This window comes from Candidatus Dadabacteria bacterium, assembly GCA_009840385.1.
Classification (GTDB): domain Bacteria; phylum Desulfobacterota_D; class UBA1144; order Nemesobacterales; family Nemesobacteraceae; genus Nemesobacter; species Nemesobacter australis.
Map to the genome: position 1 here is coordinate 281,431 of VXNX01000013.1, position 17,180 is coordinate 298,610.

A 17,180-nucleotide genomic window follows, 5' to 3' on the forward strand; every position below is an offset into this window, starting at 1 on the left:
TGTTCCGTTCATATCTCGGTTTCTTCGAAAAATTCGCCGATTTTCCTGCGGATCACTATATCAGCCTCATCATCAAAAGGAGTTTCCATCAGATTTATGATCACAAGCGCGGCTCCTTTGGAGAGAGCTAGGCGAGGAAGTCCGCTCGCCGGAGCAACGAGAAGGGAAGAGCCCATAACGATAAGCGCTTCCGAGTTTGAAACGAGATCAATCGATTTCTCCCACGGTTCCTCTGGAAGAGCTTCCCCGAAAAAAACGGCATCGGGCTTCAAAATTCCCTCGCACCGCGAGCAGAGCGGAGGATTTTCTCCCTCAAAAACCCTGCTCATCACATCTTCCATCGGATAGTACTCCCGGCACTGGAGACAAACAACGCGTCTTACGGAACCGTGGAGCTCAAACACGTTCTCAGAACCCGCCTTGGTGTGCAGGCCGTCCACGTTCTGCGTTATAACCCCCTTGAGCCAGCCCCTTTCCTCAAGACGCGCAAGTGCGTAATGGCCCGCATTGGGTTCGGCGGCAGCCCTGACCGGATAGGATTCCATGGCGTAGGAATAGTAATTCTCGGGATTTCTCAAAAACCCGGAGAGCGAGACCACTGACTGGTCCATTTTTTCCCACATGCCGGTTCCGGGAGAACGGTAGTCAGGTATTCCGGATTCGGTACTTATTCCGGCTCCAGTGAAGGCAACCGCGCTCTTGGTTTCCTCCAGCAGTTCCAAAAAAAGCTTGACTTCCGTTTCCATAAAGTACAGCCAGCACTACCCGGCAAAAGCAATGAAGTTCGGAGTTTCTTCGACGCTCCCACACCACCTTCTGACCGACGGATAAATCTCCAGGTCGAATCCCCCTTCGCCGCAAAGCATTGTGTAAGGATAGCACGCGATGTCCGCTATGGAGTAACTCCCGCAGAGAAACTCGTTTCGGGAAAGGTGGTCTTCAAGAATCGCAAGCGCGACGTTTCCTTGTGCGTGAAGTTTCTCTAGCGTCCCTGGCGGCACTTGGTCGGGGGACAGAAACTTCACAAAATACCTTGCGAGCGCCAAGTTAGGATCTACAGTTGTCTTTCCGAAAAAAGTCCACTGCGCAATCAGACCATAAGTTTCCGGATCATCCGATAAATAGGGATTCGGAGAAAATTTCTTTGCCAAGTAGAAAAGTATTGCGTTTGATTCCCACATAACAAAGTTCCCATCCGCAAGAACCGGGATCTTGCAGTTGGGATTAAGCGCGGAAAACTCCTTTTTTTTATGTTCCCCCGCGAATATATCCACAGTCACTCCCTCATATTCGACCGAGAGCTGGTGCAGGAGAAGTTTCGCTTTGTAGGCGTTTCCAGAAAGCGGATGTTCGTAGAGTCTTATCATTTAATCCCTCACATATTGCAAGAATTCTTCGCTCAGAAGCTCAGGGCCCAGTATCTCGCGCAGAGTTTCCTTTCGGGGGAACACGTAGGTCACCGCGGCACTTGCAAGCTCGGTTCCGTCCTCATCCCTTATTACCGAATCGACTTCAACTCTTCTTCCCCTGATCTCCCTTATCTTGGCTCTCACGTCAAGCATTGTGCCGCTTGGAACCTTTTTCATGTAAGCAATGTCTATTTTCGCCGTAAAGGCAATCTTGCGGGTTTCATTGAACATGGCCCAGAAAGAAACCTCGTCGACAAGAGCACACTGAACTCCCCCGTGCACTATCCCCGGCCAGCCGCAAAAATGCTCCTCGGCAGAAATGGTAGTGAAAACCTCGTCGGTTTCCTGATCATGAAAAAATTTAAGGCGGAGTCCGTGCTCATTGTGCGGACCGCACGCAAAGCAGTTATAGCCTGGAAAACCGGAGAGCACGTTTTCGACTTCCTTTATCATCAGTCTCCCTCCGCGACTTTCGCAACCGCGGCCACAAGTTCCTCGGGCTCAAGGTTTATGACTTTCACCCCTTGGGCGGCTCGGCCCGTGTTACGTATCTCGGAAACGCTCGTTCTTATAATCTTGCCGCCCTGATTACTTATGAGCATTATCTCCGTATCATCATCCACTTGGAACCCCCCGACCACTCTTCCATTTCGCTCGGTTATGTTGACGGTCTTCACCCCCACCCCTCCCCTTTTCGTGAGCCTGTACTCCGAGATTAGGGTGCACTTGCCGTAGCCCATCTCGGTTATGGTAAGTATCTGCGCGTTCTGGTTCCTTATGACCTCAAGACTCACCACTTCGTCACCTTCTCTGAGCCTTATACCTTTAACACCTGTCGACACCCTGCCCATGTTCCTGACGTCCGTGCCTTTGAACCTGATCGCCTGGCCGTTCCTTGAAGTAAGAAGCACCTCGTCGTCCTCTGACGCAAGCGCCGCTCCCACAAGTTCATCTCCCTCGAGTATGTTAAGGGCTTTTATCCCTCCTACGCGGGGATTTGAATATGCTCTCAGCTTCGTTTTCTTAACGATTCCGTTTCGAGTCGCCATGACTATTGAGACGTCTTCGGCGAAGTCCTTTACGGGCAACACGGCTGCCACCTTCTCTCCCTTATCAAGATTAAGCAGGTTCACCATCGCCCTTCCCCGCGCGGTGGGAGAGGCCTCGGGAATCTGGTAGACCTTGAGCCAGTAGCATCTTCCTAGGCTTGAGAAAAACAGAATGCTGGTGTGTCTTGACGCGGTGAACAGGTCGTTAACGAAATCGGCATCCTTGGTGCCCATTCCGGTTCTTCCCCTCCCGCCCCTTCTCTGGTTTCGGTAAACGCTGAGCGGTATGCTCTTTATGTAACCCCCGTAGGTGGTGGTAACCACCATCTCCTCGTCGGTTATAAGATCCTCGATGGATATCTCCCCGACGTCCTCAACGATTTCGGTTCTCCTTGTGTCCCCGAATTTTTCCCTCAGCTCGGTTAGTTCTTCCACCGCAAGATCGAGTATCAGTTTTTCGCTTTCCAGTATCTCCCTTAGTTTGGCCACGGTGGCGATAAGCTCGCGTCTTTCCTCGAGTATCTTGTCCCTCTCAAGTGCCGTAAGTCTCTGAAGGCGCATCTCCAAGATGGCCTGAGCCTGGCGCTCCGAAAGCGCAAACGTCCGCACAAGACCCGCTTTCGCGGCCGCGGGGCTCTCGGAACCTTTTATGAGCTCGACGATCTCATCGAGGTTATCAAGAGCGATCTTGAACCCCTCAAGAATGTGAAGACGCTCCTCCGCCTTGCGAAGCTCATACTGGGTTCTTCGGGTAATTACTTCTTTTCTGTGCTCTATGAAGTAGGCAAGGAGTTCCTTTAAGCTAAGAACCTTCGGCTGGTTTCTCACAAGCGCCAGCATTATGATGCCGAAGGAGGTATACATCTGCGTATGCTTGTAGAGCTGGTTAAGAACCACCTGGGCGTGCTCCCCGCTCTTCACGTCGATAACGAGCCTTATACCTTCTCTGTCGGACTCATCCCGTATGTCGGTGATCCCCTTTATCTTTTCCTCCCTTACGAGTTCGGCGATTTTCTGGGCAAGCCGCGCCTTGTTAACTTGATAGGGAAGCTCGGTGACGATTATCACCTCCCTTCCTCCTTTTTTCTGCTTCTCTATGCGAACCCTTGCCCTCGTCCTGACTATTCCGCGGCCGGTGGCATAAGCAGTGCGGATGTCATCGCGACCGCTTACGAAACCCCCCGTGGGAAAATCTGGCCCCGGCATGATCTCAAGAAGCCTGTCCACAGTGATGTTGGGGTCGCGTATCTGTGCCACTACGGCATCGAGAAGCTCCCCAAGGTTATGAGGAGGAATATTGGTTGACATGCCCACCGCGATTCCCGAAGAACCGTTTAGAAGCAGGTTCGGCACCTTGGTCGGCAGCACGCTCGGCTCAAGTTCTCCCCCGTCGTAGTTCGGATAGAACTCAACCGTTTCTTTATCCAGATCCTCAAGCATCTCAGAAGAAATTCTCGAGAGCCTGACTTCCGTGTAGCGCATGGCCGCCGGGCTGTCCCCGTCAACGGAGCCGAAATTACCCTGACCATCGACAAGCGGGATCCTCATGGAGAAATCCTGAGCCATACGGACAAGGGAATCGTAGATCGCCGAGTCTCCGTGAGGATGATATTTACCCATGACGTCCCCGACCACCCTGGCGGATTTCTTGTAGGGGCGGTTCCACACATTTCCTGCCTCGCTCATCCCGTAGAGAATTCTCCTGTGAACGGGCTTGAGTCCGTCGCGCACGTCGGGAAGAGCCCTTCCGACTATGACGCTCATGGAGTAACTGAGATAGGACTCCTTCATCTCATCTTCAATGTTTACAGTCTGCACTCTGGATGAAGTGTCCATTCCTGAAAAAACCCTCCGGAGAAAAGAAAAAGAATGGTTGTGAAATAAACCAGTTAGAATGATATTTTACATGAATAAATCTGCGACTTCCAGAGCAAAACGCGGAGTAAATCTAGTCTTGCCGAAAGAGTTCGTATACAATCGACATGCGCGTACTTACCGGACAATCCAAGGGAAGGATACTGAAGGTTCCGAGAGGAGAATCGCTTAGACCAACCGCGGCCAGGATAAAAAAATCGATGTTCGACATATTGGGTCCTGAAGTTCCTGGAACAAGCGTGCTTGACCTGTTCTCGGGCTCGGGAAATCTGGGAATCGAGGCTTTAAGCCTAGGTGCCTCATCCTGCGTGTTTGTTGAGAAAAACCCTGCCGCGGCGGGGATAATCGCCCGGAATCTGCGTTCCTGCGGGTACGGTGAGCAATCGAGAATACTCAATTTTGATTTCAGGAAAGCATTGAGTATGTTAAGTGCGGAAAATTTTGGGTTTGATCTTGTTTTCATTGATCCCCCGTATAAGTTTTACGAAAAGACAGAGCCGCACTCGCTTGCCCGCGAGATAGGAAGTGTCGTCGGAGAAAAAGGAATCATGGTCATTGAACATCCGTCCGGAAATGTTATGAGACCTGAAGGATTTGAGGTGAGAACCAGAAAATACGGAGGCACCTCCGTAAGTTTTTTAAGGAGACTCGATTGAACGGCAAAACTGTAATATATCCGGGTTCATTTGACCCTTTCACAAACGGGCACCTGAACATAATCGCCCGGGCGGCAGGGATCTTCGAGAAAATCATAATCTCGGTCGGACACAACACTTCCAAGAAAACGACCCTCTCGACCGAGGAGAGGGTGTCTCTCATTGCCGAGGTGACCAAGGATTACCCCAATGTCGAGGTTGAAAGCTTCGAGGGACTGCTGGTCGACTACATAAGGAAAAAAGAAACCAACACCATACTGCGCGGAATGAGATGCCACTCAGACTTTGAGTACGAACTTCAGATGGCCACCGCGAACAAGCTTATGAACGAAGAGGTGGAGACGCTGTTTATGGTGACCGAAAGCCAGTTCTCCCACATAAGCTCATCTCTGATAAAGGAAATAATCTCTCTGGGAGGTTCCGCAAAGGGTTTCGTCCCGGCGGCGGTTGAGGAAAAACTGATCGAAAAACTCCGCCCGGCAAAAAAGCGGAGGAAAAAATAAAGTGAGACTTTCAGAAAGGGTAAGCAACCTCAAGCCTTCCGCGACTCTGACCATAACGGCAAAAGCCAAATCGCTTCGCGCCCAAGGGGTCGACATCATAGGGTTCGGAGCTGGAGAACCTGACTTCGACACTCCCGAGAACGTGAAGAAAGAGGGTGTGGCCGCGATTAAAAGCGGCTTTACGAAGTACACAGCCGTCGGTGGAATCGATGAACTCAAAGACGCGATAGCGGCGTCCCTGAAAAAAGACCACGGCCTTGAGTACGCAAGGGATGAGATACTGGTTTCCTGTGGTGCCAAACACTCGATATACAACATTACCCAAGCGCTTTTCGAACCCGGAGACGAGGTTATAATCCCGGCCCCTTACTGGGTTTCCTATCCCGACCAGGTAGCGTTGACGGGTGCAACCCCGGTGATCATAGACACAGACGAGCAAGAACTTTTCAAGATCACCCCTAAGCAGCTCGAAGCGGAAATAAACGAACGGACGCGGGCCTTTATTCTCAATTATCCTTCAAATCCCACGGGGACAACGTATTCGCGCGGAGAACTTGAGGAAATAGTCGAAATCGCCCTTGACGCCGGTCTGATCATAATCTCAGATGAGATATACGAGAAGATAATCTATGGGGAAACGGAGCACGTATCCGTCTGCTCTCTTAGCGACAGGGCTAAAGAATCCACCATACTTGTAAACGGGGTATCAAAATCCTACTCAATGACCGGATGGCGCATAGGATACGCGGCGGGGGATAAAAGAGTAATAAGCGCGATGGCGAAGCTTCAGGGACAGTCTACCTCGAACCCCTCTTCAATTTCCCAGATGGCCGCCCTTGAGGCACTTTGCGGACCGCAGGACCTGCTCGCCAAAAGGGCAAGAGAATTTGAGAGAAGGAAGAACTTCATAGTGAAAAGGCTGAACGAAATTCCGGGATTTACCTGCTTTGACCCAATGGGAGCGTTTTACGTGTTTCCCAGCATAAGCGGTTTTGTGGGCAAAACATACGGAGACAAGAAGATTGACGGGTCCATCTCGTTTACCGAATTCCTGCTTGAGGAAGCGAAAGTGGCCGTCGTTCCGGGCATAGCCTTCGGAAAGGAAAACCATCTCAGGATATCCTACGCCACATCCATGGAGAACATAGAAGAGGGCTTAAACAGAATCGAAGAGGCGGTAGGAACCCTGCTCTGATTCGAAATGAACTCCTTTAAAATCGGACTTTCCGCAACGCTCTCTGGACGCCACGCCGTCCAAGGCAGGGAAAGCCTTCGGGGAATAAAGCTTTTCACGGACCACCTGCGCAGCCGTGGCGGAGTTAAAACGCGGGATGGAGATTCCTTGGTGCCAGAACTTGTTTTCTACGATGACTCTAGCGTTGCCGAGAAAACAAGGGAGAACACCCGCCACCTGATAGAAAAAGATCGGGTAGACATACTGCTGGGACCGTACTCAAGTAGCCTCACGCTTGCGTGCGTCGAGGTCGCAGAAAAGGCGAAAAGAGTAGTTTGGAACTACGGCGGATCGCTTGACGACATTCCAGTCCGCACCCGGGGAAAGACTGTAACCGCCATAACCGAGGCATCTTCTTACTTCCATGCTGTAGTGGACATGATCCACGACCGCTACGGCGAGGCAGCCGAAATCACTGTTTTGCGTCTTGAGGGAAGCCGATTTTCCCATACCGTGAGTGAAGGAGCGCTTCTTCGTGCGGAAAAACTCGGGATATCGGCACAAGTCTATGATTTTTCCTCCGGCACGAAAGACTTCTCCTCCATACTCGACCGAGCGAAAGGCCAAGGCGCTTCCTGCGTGCTCTGCTGCGGGGGGATGGAAGACGATATAAATCTCGCCAAGTGGGTATCGAAGAACTCAGCCGACGCCTTCGTGGTGGTGGCAACGCTTGCAGCCGCAGTAAACGAGTTTGAAAAACGTCTCGGCAGGGAGGCCGAGGGTTTTGTCTCGACAAGCCAGTGGGAACCCACGCTTTGCGTATCCGTGGATTTCGGCCCGAGTCCCAAGGAATTTTCAGACGAATTCGCCCGCGCCTACGGATACACGCCCGACTACACAGCCGCACAGTCTTACAACATGGGGCTCATAATAGAAAAACTCATCGGGAAAACAGGAACTACGGACGAACAGACGCTTCTGAGCGAAGCCCTGCACTCTCGGTTTACGACTTTTTACGGAGATTTCCGCATAGACCCCGAGACCCTGCGCCAGACGGGACACCGGATGCTGGTAACCCAGTGGCAGGACGGGGAGAAGAAGATAGTTTTTCCGCAAGAATATTCGAATTCCCGGCTCATAATCTGAGGGGTGGTGGAGCCGACGGGAGTCGAACCCGCGACCTCATGAATGCCATTCATGCGCTCTCCCAACTGAGCTACGGCCCCGAACGAAACAGGATTATAAATCTAGTTCCAAGGTAAGTGTATGTCAAACCCGAAGGAAATTCGAGAAGTGGTGGAGCCGACGGGATTTGAACCCGCGACCTCATGAGTGCGATTCATGCGCTCTCCCGGACTGAGCTACGGCCCCACGAAAAACAAGAGTAAGTAGTTTATTTCAGGAAATATCACTGTCAAACTTTCAGTGCCGTATAACGCTTCCACTGTATTGTGGAAAGGATTATGTATAATTTTTCTTTTTTGAATAATTGAGGAGATCATGGGATGAATTCCGTTAACATAGGTCTTGTAGGCGCCGGAACCATAGGTTGCGGAGTTTATAAAACGATAAGCGAAAACACAGACATAATAGAAAAAAGAACCGGGATAAAGCTGCGCATAAAAAAAGTGGCCGATATCGACATAAAGAGAAAACGCCCGGTCAAGATCCCGAAAAGGCTTTTCACCACCGACGCGGACGAACTCATAAACGACGAGAGCATCTCTATAATAATAGAGCTTATCGGCGGAACCACGGCGGCGCGCGAACTGGTTCTGGACGCGATACGGAACGGAAAAAACGTCGTAACCGCGAACAAGGCCCTTCTGGCTCACCACGGCGGGGAAATTTTCAGGGAGGCAGCCGCAAACGGAGTTCACGTGGCGTTTGAAGCTAGCGTGGGAGGAGGGATACCTGTAATCAAGGCGGCACATGAAAGCTACGTGGCTAACAATATCCTCTCCATACACGGAATAATGAACGGGACGTGCAACTACATACTTCATAACATGTCGGAGCAGAAAAAAGGGTTTGAGGAAATGCTGCGGCGCGCCCAGGACGAGGGATATGCCGAAGCCGATCCTTCGTTTGACATAGACGGCATTGACGCCGCCCACAAACTCTCGATCCTGATAATGCTTGCCTACGGATTTTTCCCGGAATTCGACGACATATACGTCGAGGGAATAAGAAACATCTCCTCGACCGACATAAGCTTCGCCGAACAGCTCGGCTACAAGATCAAGCTGCTCGCCATAGCCAAGTCGACCGACTCGGGCATACAGGCTGGAGTTTATCCGGCCCTTATAAGAAAAAACACACAGCTTGCCGACGTAAAAGACGCCTTTAATGCAATCCACATCGTGGGAGACAAGGTAGGTCCGACAATGCTTTATGGAATGGGGGCCGGGATGCTCCCGACGGCAAGCGCTGTCGTGGGCGATCTGGTTTCAATAGCCAAAACCGTTCAGAACGGCTCGCAGGCTGCTCCTCCCATGCTTTATTCCGAGGATGCCGGACACAGGTCTCTTGTCGGCACCGACCGCCTTGCGGGACGCTACTACCTTAGATTCCAAGTTGAAGATAAGCCTGGCACTCTCGGGAAGATAACTACGGTTCTCGGGAAGTGCGGAATAAGCATAGAGTCCATAATACAGCAGACAAGAGAAACAAACGGCGGGGAAGTTCCCATCATAATAATGACCCATGAGTCGAGCGAGAAAAGCCTTAGAAAAGCGCTTGGGAGAGTAGAAAAATCCATGACGTCCGTTGCCGACGCGATTTTCATAAGGATTGAGGAGATATGAGAGAACAGGCGGCTGTAACCGCGAGAAAGATAATTACGGGCATAGAGCGGCAGGAACATCCGACGTTCTACAAGGATCTTCTGGATTCGCTTCCCGAGGGAGTGATAGTAGCTGACGGGGATCTCAATATAATTTCCGTTAACGAACCGTCTGAAACCATACTCAATATCTCAAGGCGAAAAACCGTCGGAAAGCATATATCCAGATTTCTGCCTGAAGAAATAACCAACCTCTGCACCAGGGCGGTGAAAGAGGAAAGGGTTATGCAGGAAAACGACCTGCTTTTCCGCATATCAAAGGACTCGTCGATCAACGTGGAATGCACGGCATCTCCCATACACGGAAACGACGGGAAAATGAGCGGACTCGTAATACAGATAAGAAACACGGAAAAGATGAACATGATGTCCATCATCAGCAGGAACTGTAGCCTTGAAGAAAATTACGAGACCCTGGTAAGAGGACTTGCGCACGAAATCAGAAATCCACTCAGCGGGATAAAGGGAGCAGCACAGCTTCTAAAAGGCACGTTGTCGAAAACGGAGAAAAACCGGTGTTCCAAGATAATAATAAACGAAGTAGAGAGACTGAAAGACCTGGTCGACAGGCTCGTCAAACCCTCATCTGTATCAACGCAGCATCTGATGTCTGTGGATATAAATGAGATTTTGATTGACATAATATTTCTCGAATCGAATCTTCATAAGAACATAGAGTTCAAGCACAAGCTCGACATTACCATTCCTCCCATACCCGGGGACTACAACTCTCTCAAACAGGTGTTCATAAACATCATCCAAAACGCCGTGAGCTCGATCAAGAGCGACGGGCAGATAACGGTCAGCACGAGATGGGTGACGGATTACAAGATACGTAATAAACACACTGTCATGATATCGGTAAAGGACAATGGAAGCGGCATACAGAAAAAAAACCTGAAAAAAATATTCACCCCGTTTTTTTCAAGCAAAAAGAAGGGAACCGGGCTTGGTCTTTTCATATCGAACCAAGTAATAGCCAAATACGGAGGAATAATTACCGCGGAGAGCTGGGAGGGAAAAGGCTCCGAATTCAAGATACAGCTTCCGGCAAGCTAGCGAATCATCCGCTCCTCGCCGCTCCGGGAAAAACAATGTAGCGCACAACGCGCCTACTAGAGGAATCAGATCATGAAAGACCGTATTCTGGTAGCCGACGACGAAGAAGACATCAGGTGGATACTCGAGACATCCCTTAAGAAATCGGGATTTGAAGTCGAGTGTGCGGAAAACGGAGAGGATGCCGTCCGAAAGGCCCGCGAGGAGGCGTATTCCCTGATTCTCCTTGACATAAACATGCCGGATATGAACGGGTTTGAGGTTCTCTCCCAGCTTAGAGACAGGGGAATTGACTCTCCCATAATATTCATAACCGCGCAAAATACCGTCAGTAACGCCATAGATTCAATGCAGCTCGGCGCCTATGATTACCTGACCAAACCATTTGATCTCGAAGAGGTGAAACTCTTTGCCGAGCGGGCGATAAAAAGCTACGATGCGGGAAGAAAAATAAGGCTGTCCGAAGATGCCGAGGAAAACATATCGTTTGAGGAAATAGTCGGCAGTTCGCCCGACATGCTAAACGTATACAAGATCATCGGCCGCACCGCCTCCAAGAACATCACAGTGCTTATATCGGGAGAAAGCGGCACGGGAAAAGAACTTATCGCAAGGGCGATACACTATAACAGCCCGAGAAGAAAAAAAAGGCTCGTGTCCGTAAACATATCCGCAATCCCCAAGGAACTTATGGAGAGCGAGCTGTTCGGATACGAAAAAGGAGCGTTCACGGGTGCCGCGGCCTTGAAGAAGGGAAGATTCGAGGAAGCCGACGGGGGAACCCTCCACATAGATGAAATAGGGGAACTTTCAACCGACTTGCAGTCAAAACTCCTAAGAGCCATCGAGGAGAAGCAGATCTACCGGCTCGGAAGCGAAAAACCAGTCCCGGTTGACCCCAGGATAATCGCGAGCACGAATAAGAACCTAAGAGATGCCGTCGCGGAAGGCTCTTTCAGAGAGGACCTGTTCTACAGACTCAACGTCATAAGCATAAACCTTCCTCCCCTGAGAAAAAGAAAAGAAGATATAAGCGAACTGCTCAAGCATTTTCTGAAGAAGTACTCCGCGGAACTCGGCACCGAGAAAAAGGTCTTCTCCAGCGAAGCGGAGCAGTTACTGATTACCCACAACTGGCCCGGAAACGTAAGAGAGCTTGAAAACACCATAAAACGCCTCTTGGTCCTAAGCCCCGATAGCATAATAAGTGCGAAGGAGACAAAAGACGCCATGGATTCGCAAACCAGCTACGGGGAAACTGAAACAATGGAGAGGAAAACCGAAGAACTTGTCCGAGTTATGGTAGAAAATTCGGACTTCTCGCTGCAGAACGTCCACGAGCAGGTAATCGGCAGAGTTGAAAAACAGTTAATCCAAACAGTTCTCGCGAAAACTGGCGGAAACATGAAGCAGGCGGCAGCTATACTGGGAATAAACAGGAACACGCTTTCAAAAAAGATAAACGACCTGGGAATAGAAAAGGGTTAAAGACTAATAGCCGAGCTTTCTCAAAGCGTCGCGGGCCGCGGACTGCTCGGACTGCCTTTTACTGCTGCCTTTTCCCCTACCCCTCAGGTCGGAAGGAATTGTGACCTCTACGGTGAAAGTCCTTTCATGCGGAGGACCCTCCTCGCTTAAGATTCTGTACTCAGGAGTCTGTCCAAAGATGCTCTGGGAAACTTCCTGAAGCTCGGTTTTGCTGTCGCGTGGGAAGTCGTTTTCCTCAATAGCGTCCCGAAACAACCCAGAGACCACCTCGAAAGTTTTCTCGTAGCCCGCGTCAAGATACAACGCACCTATAAGCGCCTCAAAAGCGTTTGCGTTATTTGACTCCCTTTTCCTTCCCCCAGTGTTCTCCTCTCCTTTCCCAAGCCTCATCTGTTTTCCCAAGCCAGTCGTCTCGGCGTATCTCGCGAAATTCGCGCCGCTTACCACTCGACTTCTGACCTTGGAGAGATCTCCCTCAGTGTGCGAAGGGTATTTTTCATAAAGAAGCACACTCACCATGCATCCCAGCAGGGCGTCTCCGAGAAACTCAAGTCTCTCGTTGCTAGGGCACGAGAACTCATTTGCGTATGAACTGTGGGTAAGAGCAGTTTCAAGCAGTGAGCGGTCTTTGAACTTGTAGCCAAGTTTCTGTTCGATCATTGGGGAAAAATATCATTAACGACATTTAAAATCAATCTGCCCGCCGCGGTGTCTAAATTTTAAGATTCTATGCACAATAAACGTGCATCTTTGGAAAAACGAAAAATCTTTCTTGGGGGAAAAAGAGATTTTTTTGTAAACGAAAATATAAATTGCGAAGCTGGCAGATTCTAAGAATATTGAATGATAATACGGAGTTGCAAAACGAAAAACTTTCCCTTCGCAAAAGAAACAGTTATTTTATACGCCGGTTTGGGTAATCAGTTCACTTCAAAGCGAAAGAAATGGTATATTTCTTGATACTTTAATGTAGATGAATAAATACGCGTAGGAGGATTTTATTACCATGAAGAAGATAGAGGCCATTATCAAACCGTTCAAACTGGAGGACGTTAAGGAGGCTCTCAGAGAAATAGGGATTCAGGGTCTGACAGTTGTCGAGGTAAAGGGGTTCGGCCGTCAGAAAGGTCATACGGAGCTTTACAGGGGTGCAGAATACGTCATCGATTTTCTCCCTAAAATAAAGCTGGAAATAGTAGTTTCCGACGATATGGTCTCCAAGGTAATCGAGACCATAAGAGAAAGCGCGAAAACCGGCAAGATAGGAGACGGAAAGATATTTATCTTCCCAGCCGAGGACGTAGTGAGAATCAGAACTGGAGAAAGAGGCGAGGATGCTATATAATTAGCGCTCGTACCAAATAATTTCTTTCTGAAAACAATCGCATTAAGGAGGATAATTGATCATGCCTACTGACAGCAAGTCAGGTCAGCCGGTTATTCCAAAAAAGCCGGCTGAACTAATAAAGTTCATAAAAAATTACGAGATTGAGTTTGTTGATCTCAGGTTTCTTGATTTTATAGGAATGTGGCAGCACTTCACTATACCGGCGGAGGAAGTTGACAAGTCATTTTTTGAAAACGGCCTTGGTTTTGACGGTTCAAGCATCAGGGGCTGGCAGGCTATTAACACAAGCGACATGTTGATTATGCCAGACCCAACCACCTGCAAGCGCGATCCTTTCATGCAGGCCGAGACTCTCGCCATAATATGTAATATTGAAGACCCCATAACAAGGGAGCCCTACACGAGAGACCCGAGAAACATAGCGATGAAAGCTATTTCTTTCATGCAGGGCACGAAGGTCGCGGACACCGCTTACTTTGGTCCCGAGCTGGAATTTTTCATTCTTGACGATGTCAGATACGATCAGAGTCCGCGTGGCGGATACTACTTCATAGATTCGGAGGAAGGCATCTGGAATTCTGGGGCCGACGAACAGCCGAACCTCGGTCACAAGCTCAGGCACAAGGAAGGCTACTTTCCAACTCCTCCTTCAGACAGCATGCACGACATACGTTCCGAAATGGTAAGCGTGCTTCTGAGCCTCGGTATTTCAGTTGAGGCCCATCACCATGAAGTCGCGACGGCAGGGCAGGCGGAGATTGACATGCGTTTCGCTCCTCTGGTCCAGATGGGAGACAATATGAAATGGTATAAGTATGTGGTAAAGAACGTTGCCCGGGAACATGGGAAAACAGCCACTTTCATGCCAAAGCCCGTCTTTGACGATAACGGTTCCGGAATGCACATTCACCAGTCTCTGTGGAAAAACGGAAAACCTCTTTTCGCCGGAAAGGGATATGCTGGACTGAGCGACCTTGCAATGTATTATGTGGGTGGAGTTCTAAAGCACGCAAGAGCCATATGCGCATTTAGCAACCCGATAACGAACTCCTACAGGAGGCTCGTTCCTGGGTTTGAAGCTCCCGTGAATCTTGCTTACTCCGCGAGAAACAGAAGCGCTGCGGTAAGAATCCCCATGTATTCTCCTAACCCAAAGGCAAAGAGAATCGAGACCCGGTTTCCGGATCCCTCGTGCAATGGTTATCTAACGTTTTCTGCTTTGTTGATGGCCGGACTCGACGGAATCGAAAACAAGATTAAGCCGGGAGACCCGCTGGACAAGGATATTTACGCACTGGGACCCGAGGAACTGAGTAACATCCCCTCCGTACCAGGTTCGCTCGAAGAGGCCGTAAAAGCCCTTGAAGAGGATCACGAGTTCCTGCTTAAAGGAGACGTGTTCACTGAAGACGTAATAGAGACATGGATTGACTACAAAACGGAAAACGAGATCAACCCGATCAGACTAAGACCCGTACCGTACGAGTTCACACTTTATTACGACGTGTAAAAAAGGAAAAAACAGATAAGAAAAAAGGGGTGCTTTCTCGGAAGGCACCCCTTTTTTTATGCTCTGCCGAAGGGGGGAGTCGAACCCCCACGGGCGCAATGCCCACAGGATCCTGAATCCTGCGCGTCTACCAATTCCGCCACTTCGGCTTTTATCTTTCTCTCCAGGATACAACGGTCGGATATGAATTCTTCTTTTTCAGGTTTTTGCGGATGACGGCTCGAATCTGTCTTGACACCGGAATTTCTCTTCCCACCATGCCGGTGGAGACGGCGGTATAAACATCGCTTTTCCCGCCTTTAAGAACCACGCCCGAAATACCGGAACTTATTTTCAGACTGGAATCCACTTTCTTCAAGATCTTCTTGGTCTCACTAGCCGATATGATCCTCTTGGTGCTCCTGCGTGTTACTATCTCGTCGGCCATTCTCCGCACAACGCTGTCTTTTATCTCTCGGTAATCGCTCTGTCTCTCGTTGACCGAGACCCCAGCGGCCTTGATAGTAGACATTATCACCGTCTCCGGAGCGGTGCTGAAATTCACCTGCTTGTCCTTAGGATACACGGTCAGATAGTCCTTGACCTTGAAAAAGAAATCCTTATCCATCCCCTGAATCATCCTAATTTCCTCAACGCTGTCAAGCAGCCCGTCTTTGATATAATAGGGGTTTTCAAGTCCCGCGTAATAAGCTGCGGTGGCACCATCGGGATCCTGATCGTTTCCAGCGCCTTGCACCGCTCCGTCAAGCCAGTTTACAAGGCTTGCCACGAAAAGATCGGCTTTCTCCGTCTCCACACCGAGAAAGCGGAAAAGTTCATTTAGCTGCGTGCGGACCTGGAAATCCACCCGGTTTGATTTCTGGTCCACAAGAGCGTTGAGGTTGACTCTTGATCTCTCATCTATCACCTCAAGGGATATGTTTCCGTCTCCAATGGGGAAGGAGCTGATGGAAAGACTCCATCCGCCGGCACCGTTCTGCGACTTTATTGCCTGGGCTAGCACTCCCTTGATTACGGGAATATCCTCAAGCGTTTTCTTTCTCAGCACGCCTTGTACGACCCTCACCCCCGATTTCGCTATATGTCTTGCCTGGACGTCGCTTGAGCTGTTCGCGGAGATCTCGTAGCTCACGCGGGTTGAATATATGAAGTCAATAACGATCGTGGAGAGTATGGCGATCGTTATGACGACAATAACAAGGACTATACCTCTCTGCGCTGTTTTCGAATCTGCTCTCCGCATCAGTCAGCCACCGGTATGGCAACAATCATGGAATGGACTTCTTCCTGTCCTCGGTCCCCCACCAAAACGATCTGGATCTGAACGGCTCCGGGAAATCCTCGCATTACTGACGAATCCCACTCCCATACTCTCTGCTCACTCGCCGAGTTCAGGGACCGCCCGCTAAGGAAATTCACCCGGAAACTCAGCACCCTCTCCGAAAGTGGGTACGCGGCTCCGGCCTCATCGTTTCCGATCCAGTAATTATCCTTCCTCATAAGGGCGAACATATTTTCGCGCTCGCCGCGGAGCGGAAGCACGTAATAGGATATCTCACTCTGACCGGACTGGGTGGAATAATGCGTTGGGTCCTTTGCAAAAGAAGTAAAGACAATCCTGCTATTCTCCCCTTCAAGCCTCCCGGTAAAATAGCGGTAGGTGGAGGAAGAAGTCCCGGCGTTGATATTCCCCCGGGGAAACGCATTCACCAAGTCGTGGCGCATCTTGAGCAGGATGGTGTTTGTCTCCTGGATCAGTTCGTTTTCCGTCTCCACTCTGCGTTTGGCGGTTATTAGCTGGGAAAAAGAACTATAGAGCATCGTAAGCACGATGACCGTTATAGTGACGGCGATAAGAACCTCTATAAGGGTAAAGCCGCTTTTGTCATCCCGAATCGACGAAGTTGATTTCATAGCTTTCCTCCCCGTCATCCCAGGTTATAAGAATATTTACGATGTTCATTTTCGCTTCGAACTGCGGCAGGTTGTAAGGAACGACCACGATATGCCACTCAAAGCCCGGATGGTTATCAAACTTTCCGCTTCTCTTCGACGCGGAGGGAAGCCCCTCGGCGTCAATCCGGGAAGCTATCTCGTCAGCAAGGCTCGTGGCTATGAGATAGTTTGTGGATCTTGTGGCAATATTTATATTGTGACCCACAATGCCGAGTATGGACACCATCGCGAAGGCAAGCAACCCCACAGCAACCATGACTTCAAGCAGCGTGAATCCGCAAATGCCGTTTTTCCAGGTTCTCATTCCG

Annotated in this window: 17 protein-coding genes and 3 tRNA genes; 9 read left to right on the forward strand and 11 right to left on the reverse strand. The window is 49.9% G+C overall.

Annotated features, from left to right (window positions below):
• Positions 1 to 8: 8 nt before the first annotated feature.
• The 4 genes from F4X55_05745 to gyrA are packed head-to-tail and all read right to left on the reverse strand — an operon-like array spanning position 9 to position 4,294.
• Positions 9 to 746, reverse strand: coding sequence for an NAD-dependent protein deacylase (locus F4X55_05745; protein MYC40495.1), 738 nt, complete (start codon positions 744 to 746; stop codon positions 9 to 11).
• A gap of 15 nt (positions 747 to 761) precedes the next feature.
• Positions 762 to 1,367: a glutathione S-transferase family protein gene (locus tag F4X55_05750; protein MYC40496.1), complete on the reverse strand. Its 606-nt coding sequence runs from the start codon at positions 1,365 to 1,367 to the stop codon at positions 762 to 764.
• Entirely contained in the window at positions 1,368 to 1,862 is a 495-nt protein-coding gene (locus F4X55_05755) for a PaaI family thioesterase (GenBank protein ID MYC40497.1), read from the reverse strand.
• Entirely contained in the window at positions 1,862 to 4,294 is a 2,433-nt protein-coding gene (gene gyrA, locus F4X55_05760) for a DNA gyrase subunit A (GenBank protein MYC40498.1), read from the reverse strand. Before gyrA ends, F4X55_05755 begins: the two co-directional genes overlap by 1 nt.
• A gap of 146 nt (positions 4,295 to 4,440) precedes the next feature.
• Between gyrA and rsmD the strand changes: the two genes are divergently transcribed.
• From rsmD to F4X55_05780, 4 genes are read left to right on the forward strand one after another with little or no spacing between them, the layout of a single operon-like run.
• Positions 4,441 to 4,989, forward strand: a complete 549-nt coding sequence (gene rsmD / locus F4X55_05765) for a 16S rRNA (guanine(966)-N(2))-methyltransferase RsmD (GenBank protein MYC40499.1) — start codon at positions 4,441 to 4,443, stop codon at positions 4,987 to 4,989.
• Positions 4,986 to 5,492, forward strand: a complete 507-nt coding sequence (gene coaD, locus F4X55_05770; GenBank protein ID MYC40500.1) for a pantetheine-phosphate adenylyltransferase — start codon at positions 4,986 to 4,988, stop codon at positions 5,490 to 5,492. Before rsmD ends, coaD begins: the two co-directional genes overlap by 4 nt.
• A 1-nt stretch (position 5,493) precedes the next feature.
• Complete coding sequence (locus F4X55_05775) at positions 5,494 to 6,687, forward strand: pyridoxal phosphate-dependent aminotransferase (GenBank protein MYC40501.1); 1,194 nt, start codon at positions 5,494 to 5,496, stop codon at positions 6,685 to 6,687.
• 6 nt (positions 6,688 to 6,693) lie between these two features.
• On the forward strand, positions 6,694 to 7,812 hold the full coding sequence (locus tag F4X55_05780) for an ABC transporter substrate-binding protein (GenBank protein ID MYC40502.1): 1,119 nt from the start codon (positions 6,694 to 6,696) through the stop codon (positions 7,810 to 7,812).
• 4 nt (positions 7,813 to 7,816) lie between these two features.
• Here the strand turns inward: F4X55_05780 and F4X55_05785 are convergent.
• Together F4X55_05785 and F4X55_05790 are read right to left on the reverse strand one after the other, a co-directional pair.
• Positions 7,817 to 7,892: transfer RNA gene (locus tag F4X55_05785), tRNA-Ala, on the reverse strand.
• A 68-nt stretch (positions 7,893 to 7,960) separates the two neighbouring features.
• Positions 7,961 to 8,037, reverse strand: a tRNA-Ala gene (locus F4X55_05790).
• A 134-nt stretch (positions 8,038 to 8,171) separates the two neighbouring features.
• Here F4X55_05790 and F4X55_05795 point away from each other — a divergent pair.
• From F4X55_05795 to F4X55_05805, 3 genes are all read left to right on the forward strand, one after another.
• A complete protein-coding gene (locus F4X55_05795; protein ID MYC40503.1) occupies positions 8,172 to 9,473 on the forward strand; it encodes a homoserine dehydrogenase in 1,302 nt (433 codons plus the stop codon).
• Positions 9,470 to 10,570, forward strand: coding sequence for a PAS domain-containing protein (locus F4X55_05800; GenBank protein ID MYC40504.1), 1,101 nt, complete (start codon positions 9,470 to 9,472; stop codon positions 10,568 to 10,570). The genes F4X55_05795 and F4X55_05800 overlap by 4 nt, the downstream gene beginning before the upstream one ends.
• A 72-nt stretch (positions 10,571 to 10,642) precedes the next feature.
• A complete protein-coding gene (locus F4X55_05805) occupies positions 10,643 to 12,058 on the forward strand; it encodes a sigma-54-dependent Fis family transcriptional regulator (GenBank protein ID MYC40505.1) in 1,416 nt (471 codons plus the stop codon).
• A 3-nt stretch (positions 12,059 to 12,061) separates the two neighbouring features.
• Here F4X55_05805 and rnc read toward each other — a convergent pair whose 3' ends face one another.
• Positions 12,062 to 12,718, reverse strand: a complete 657-nt coding sequence (gene rnc / locus F4X55_05810) for a ribonuclease III (protein ID MYC40506.1) — start codon at positions 12,716 to 12,718, stop codon at positions 12,062 to 12,064.
• Between the two features lie 346 nt (positions 12,719 to 13,064).
• On the opposite strand from rnc, the gene F4X55_05815 reads away from it, so the two are divergent.
• Entirely contained in the window at positions 13,065 to 13,403 is a 339-nt protein-coding gene (locus F4X55_05815; GenBank protein ID MYC40507.1) for a P-II family nitrogen regulator, read from the forward strand.
• 61 nt (positions 13,404 to 13,464) lie between these two features.
• Positions 13,465 to 14,916, forward strand: a complete 1,452-nt coding sequence (glnA, locus tag F4X55_05820; GenBank protein ID MYC40508.1) for a type I glutamate--ammonia ligase — start codon at positions 13,465 to 13,467, stop codon at positions 14,914 to 14,916.
• Between the two features lie 64 nt (positions 14,917 to 14,980).
• Here glnA and F4X55_05825 read toward each other — a convergent pair.
• The 4 genes from F4X55_05825 to F4X55_05840 form a co-directional block, all read right to left on the reverse strand.
• Positions 14,981 to 15,065, reverse strand: a tRNA-Leu gene (locus F4X55_05825).
• A gap of 2 nt (positions 15,066 to 15,067) precedes the next feature.
• Positions 15,068 to 16,159, reverse strand: a complete 1,092-nt coding sequence (locus tag F4X55_05830) for a general secretion pathway protein GspK (GenBank protein ID MYC40509.1) — start codon at positions 16,157 to 16,159, stop codon at positions 15,068 to 15,070.
• Positions 16,159 to 16,848 carry a prepilin-type N-terminal cleavage/methylation domain-containing protein gene (locus F4X55_05835; protein ID MYC40510.1) on the reverse strand — a complete coding sequence of 230 codons (690 nt, stop codon included), beginning with the start codon at positions 16,846 to 16,848 and terminating at the stop codon, positions 16,159 to 16,161. Before F4X55_05835 ends, F4X55_05830 begins: the two co-directional genes overlap by 1 nt.
• On the reverse strand, positions 16,802 to 17,176 hold the full coding sequence (locus F4X55_05840; protein MYC40511.1) for a hypothetical protein: 375 nt from the start codon (positions 17,174 to 17,176) through the stop codon (positions 16,802 to 16,804). Before F4X55_05840 ends, F4X55_05835 begins: the two co-directional genes overlap by 47 nt.
• Between the last annotated feature and the right edge of the window lie 4 nt (positions 17,177 to 17,180).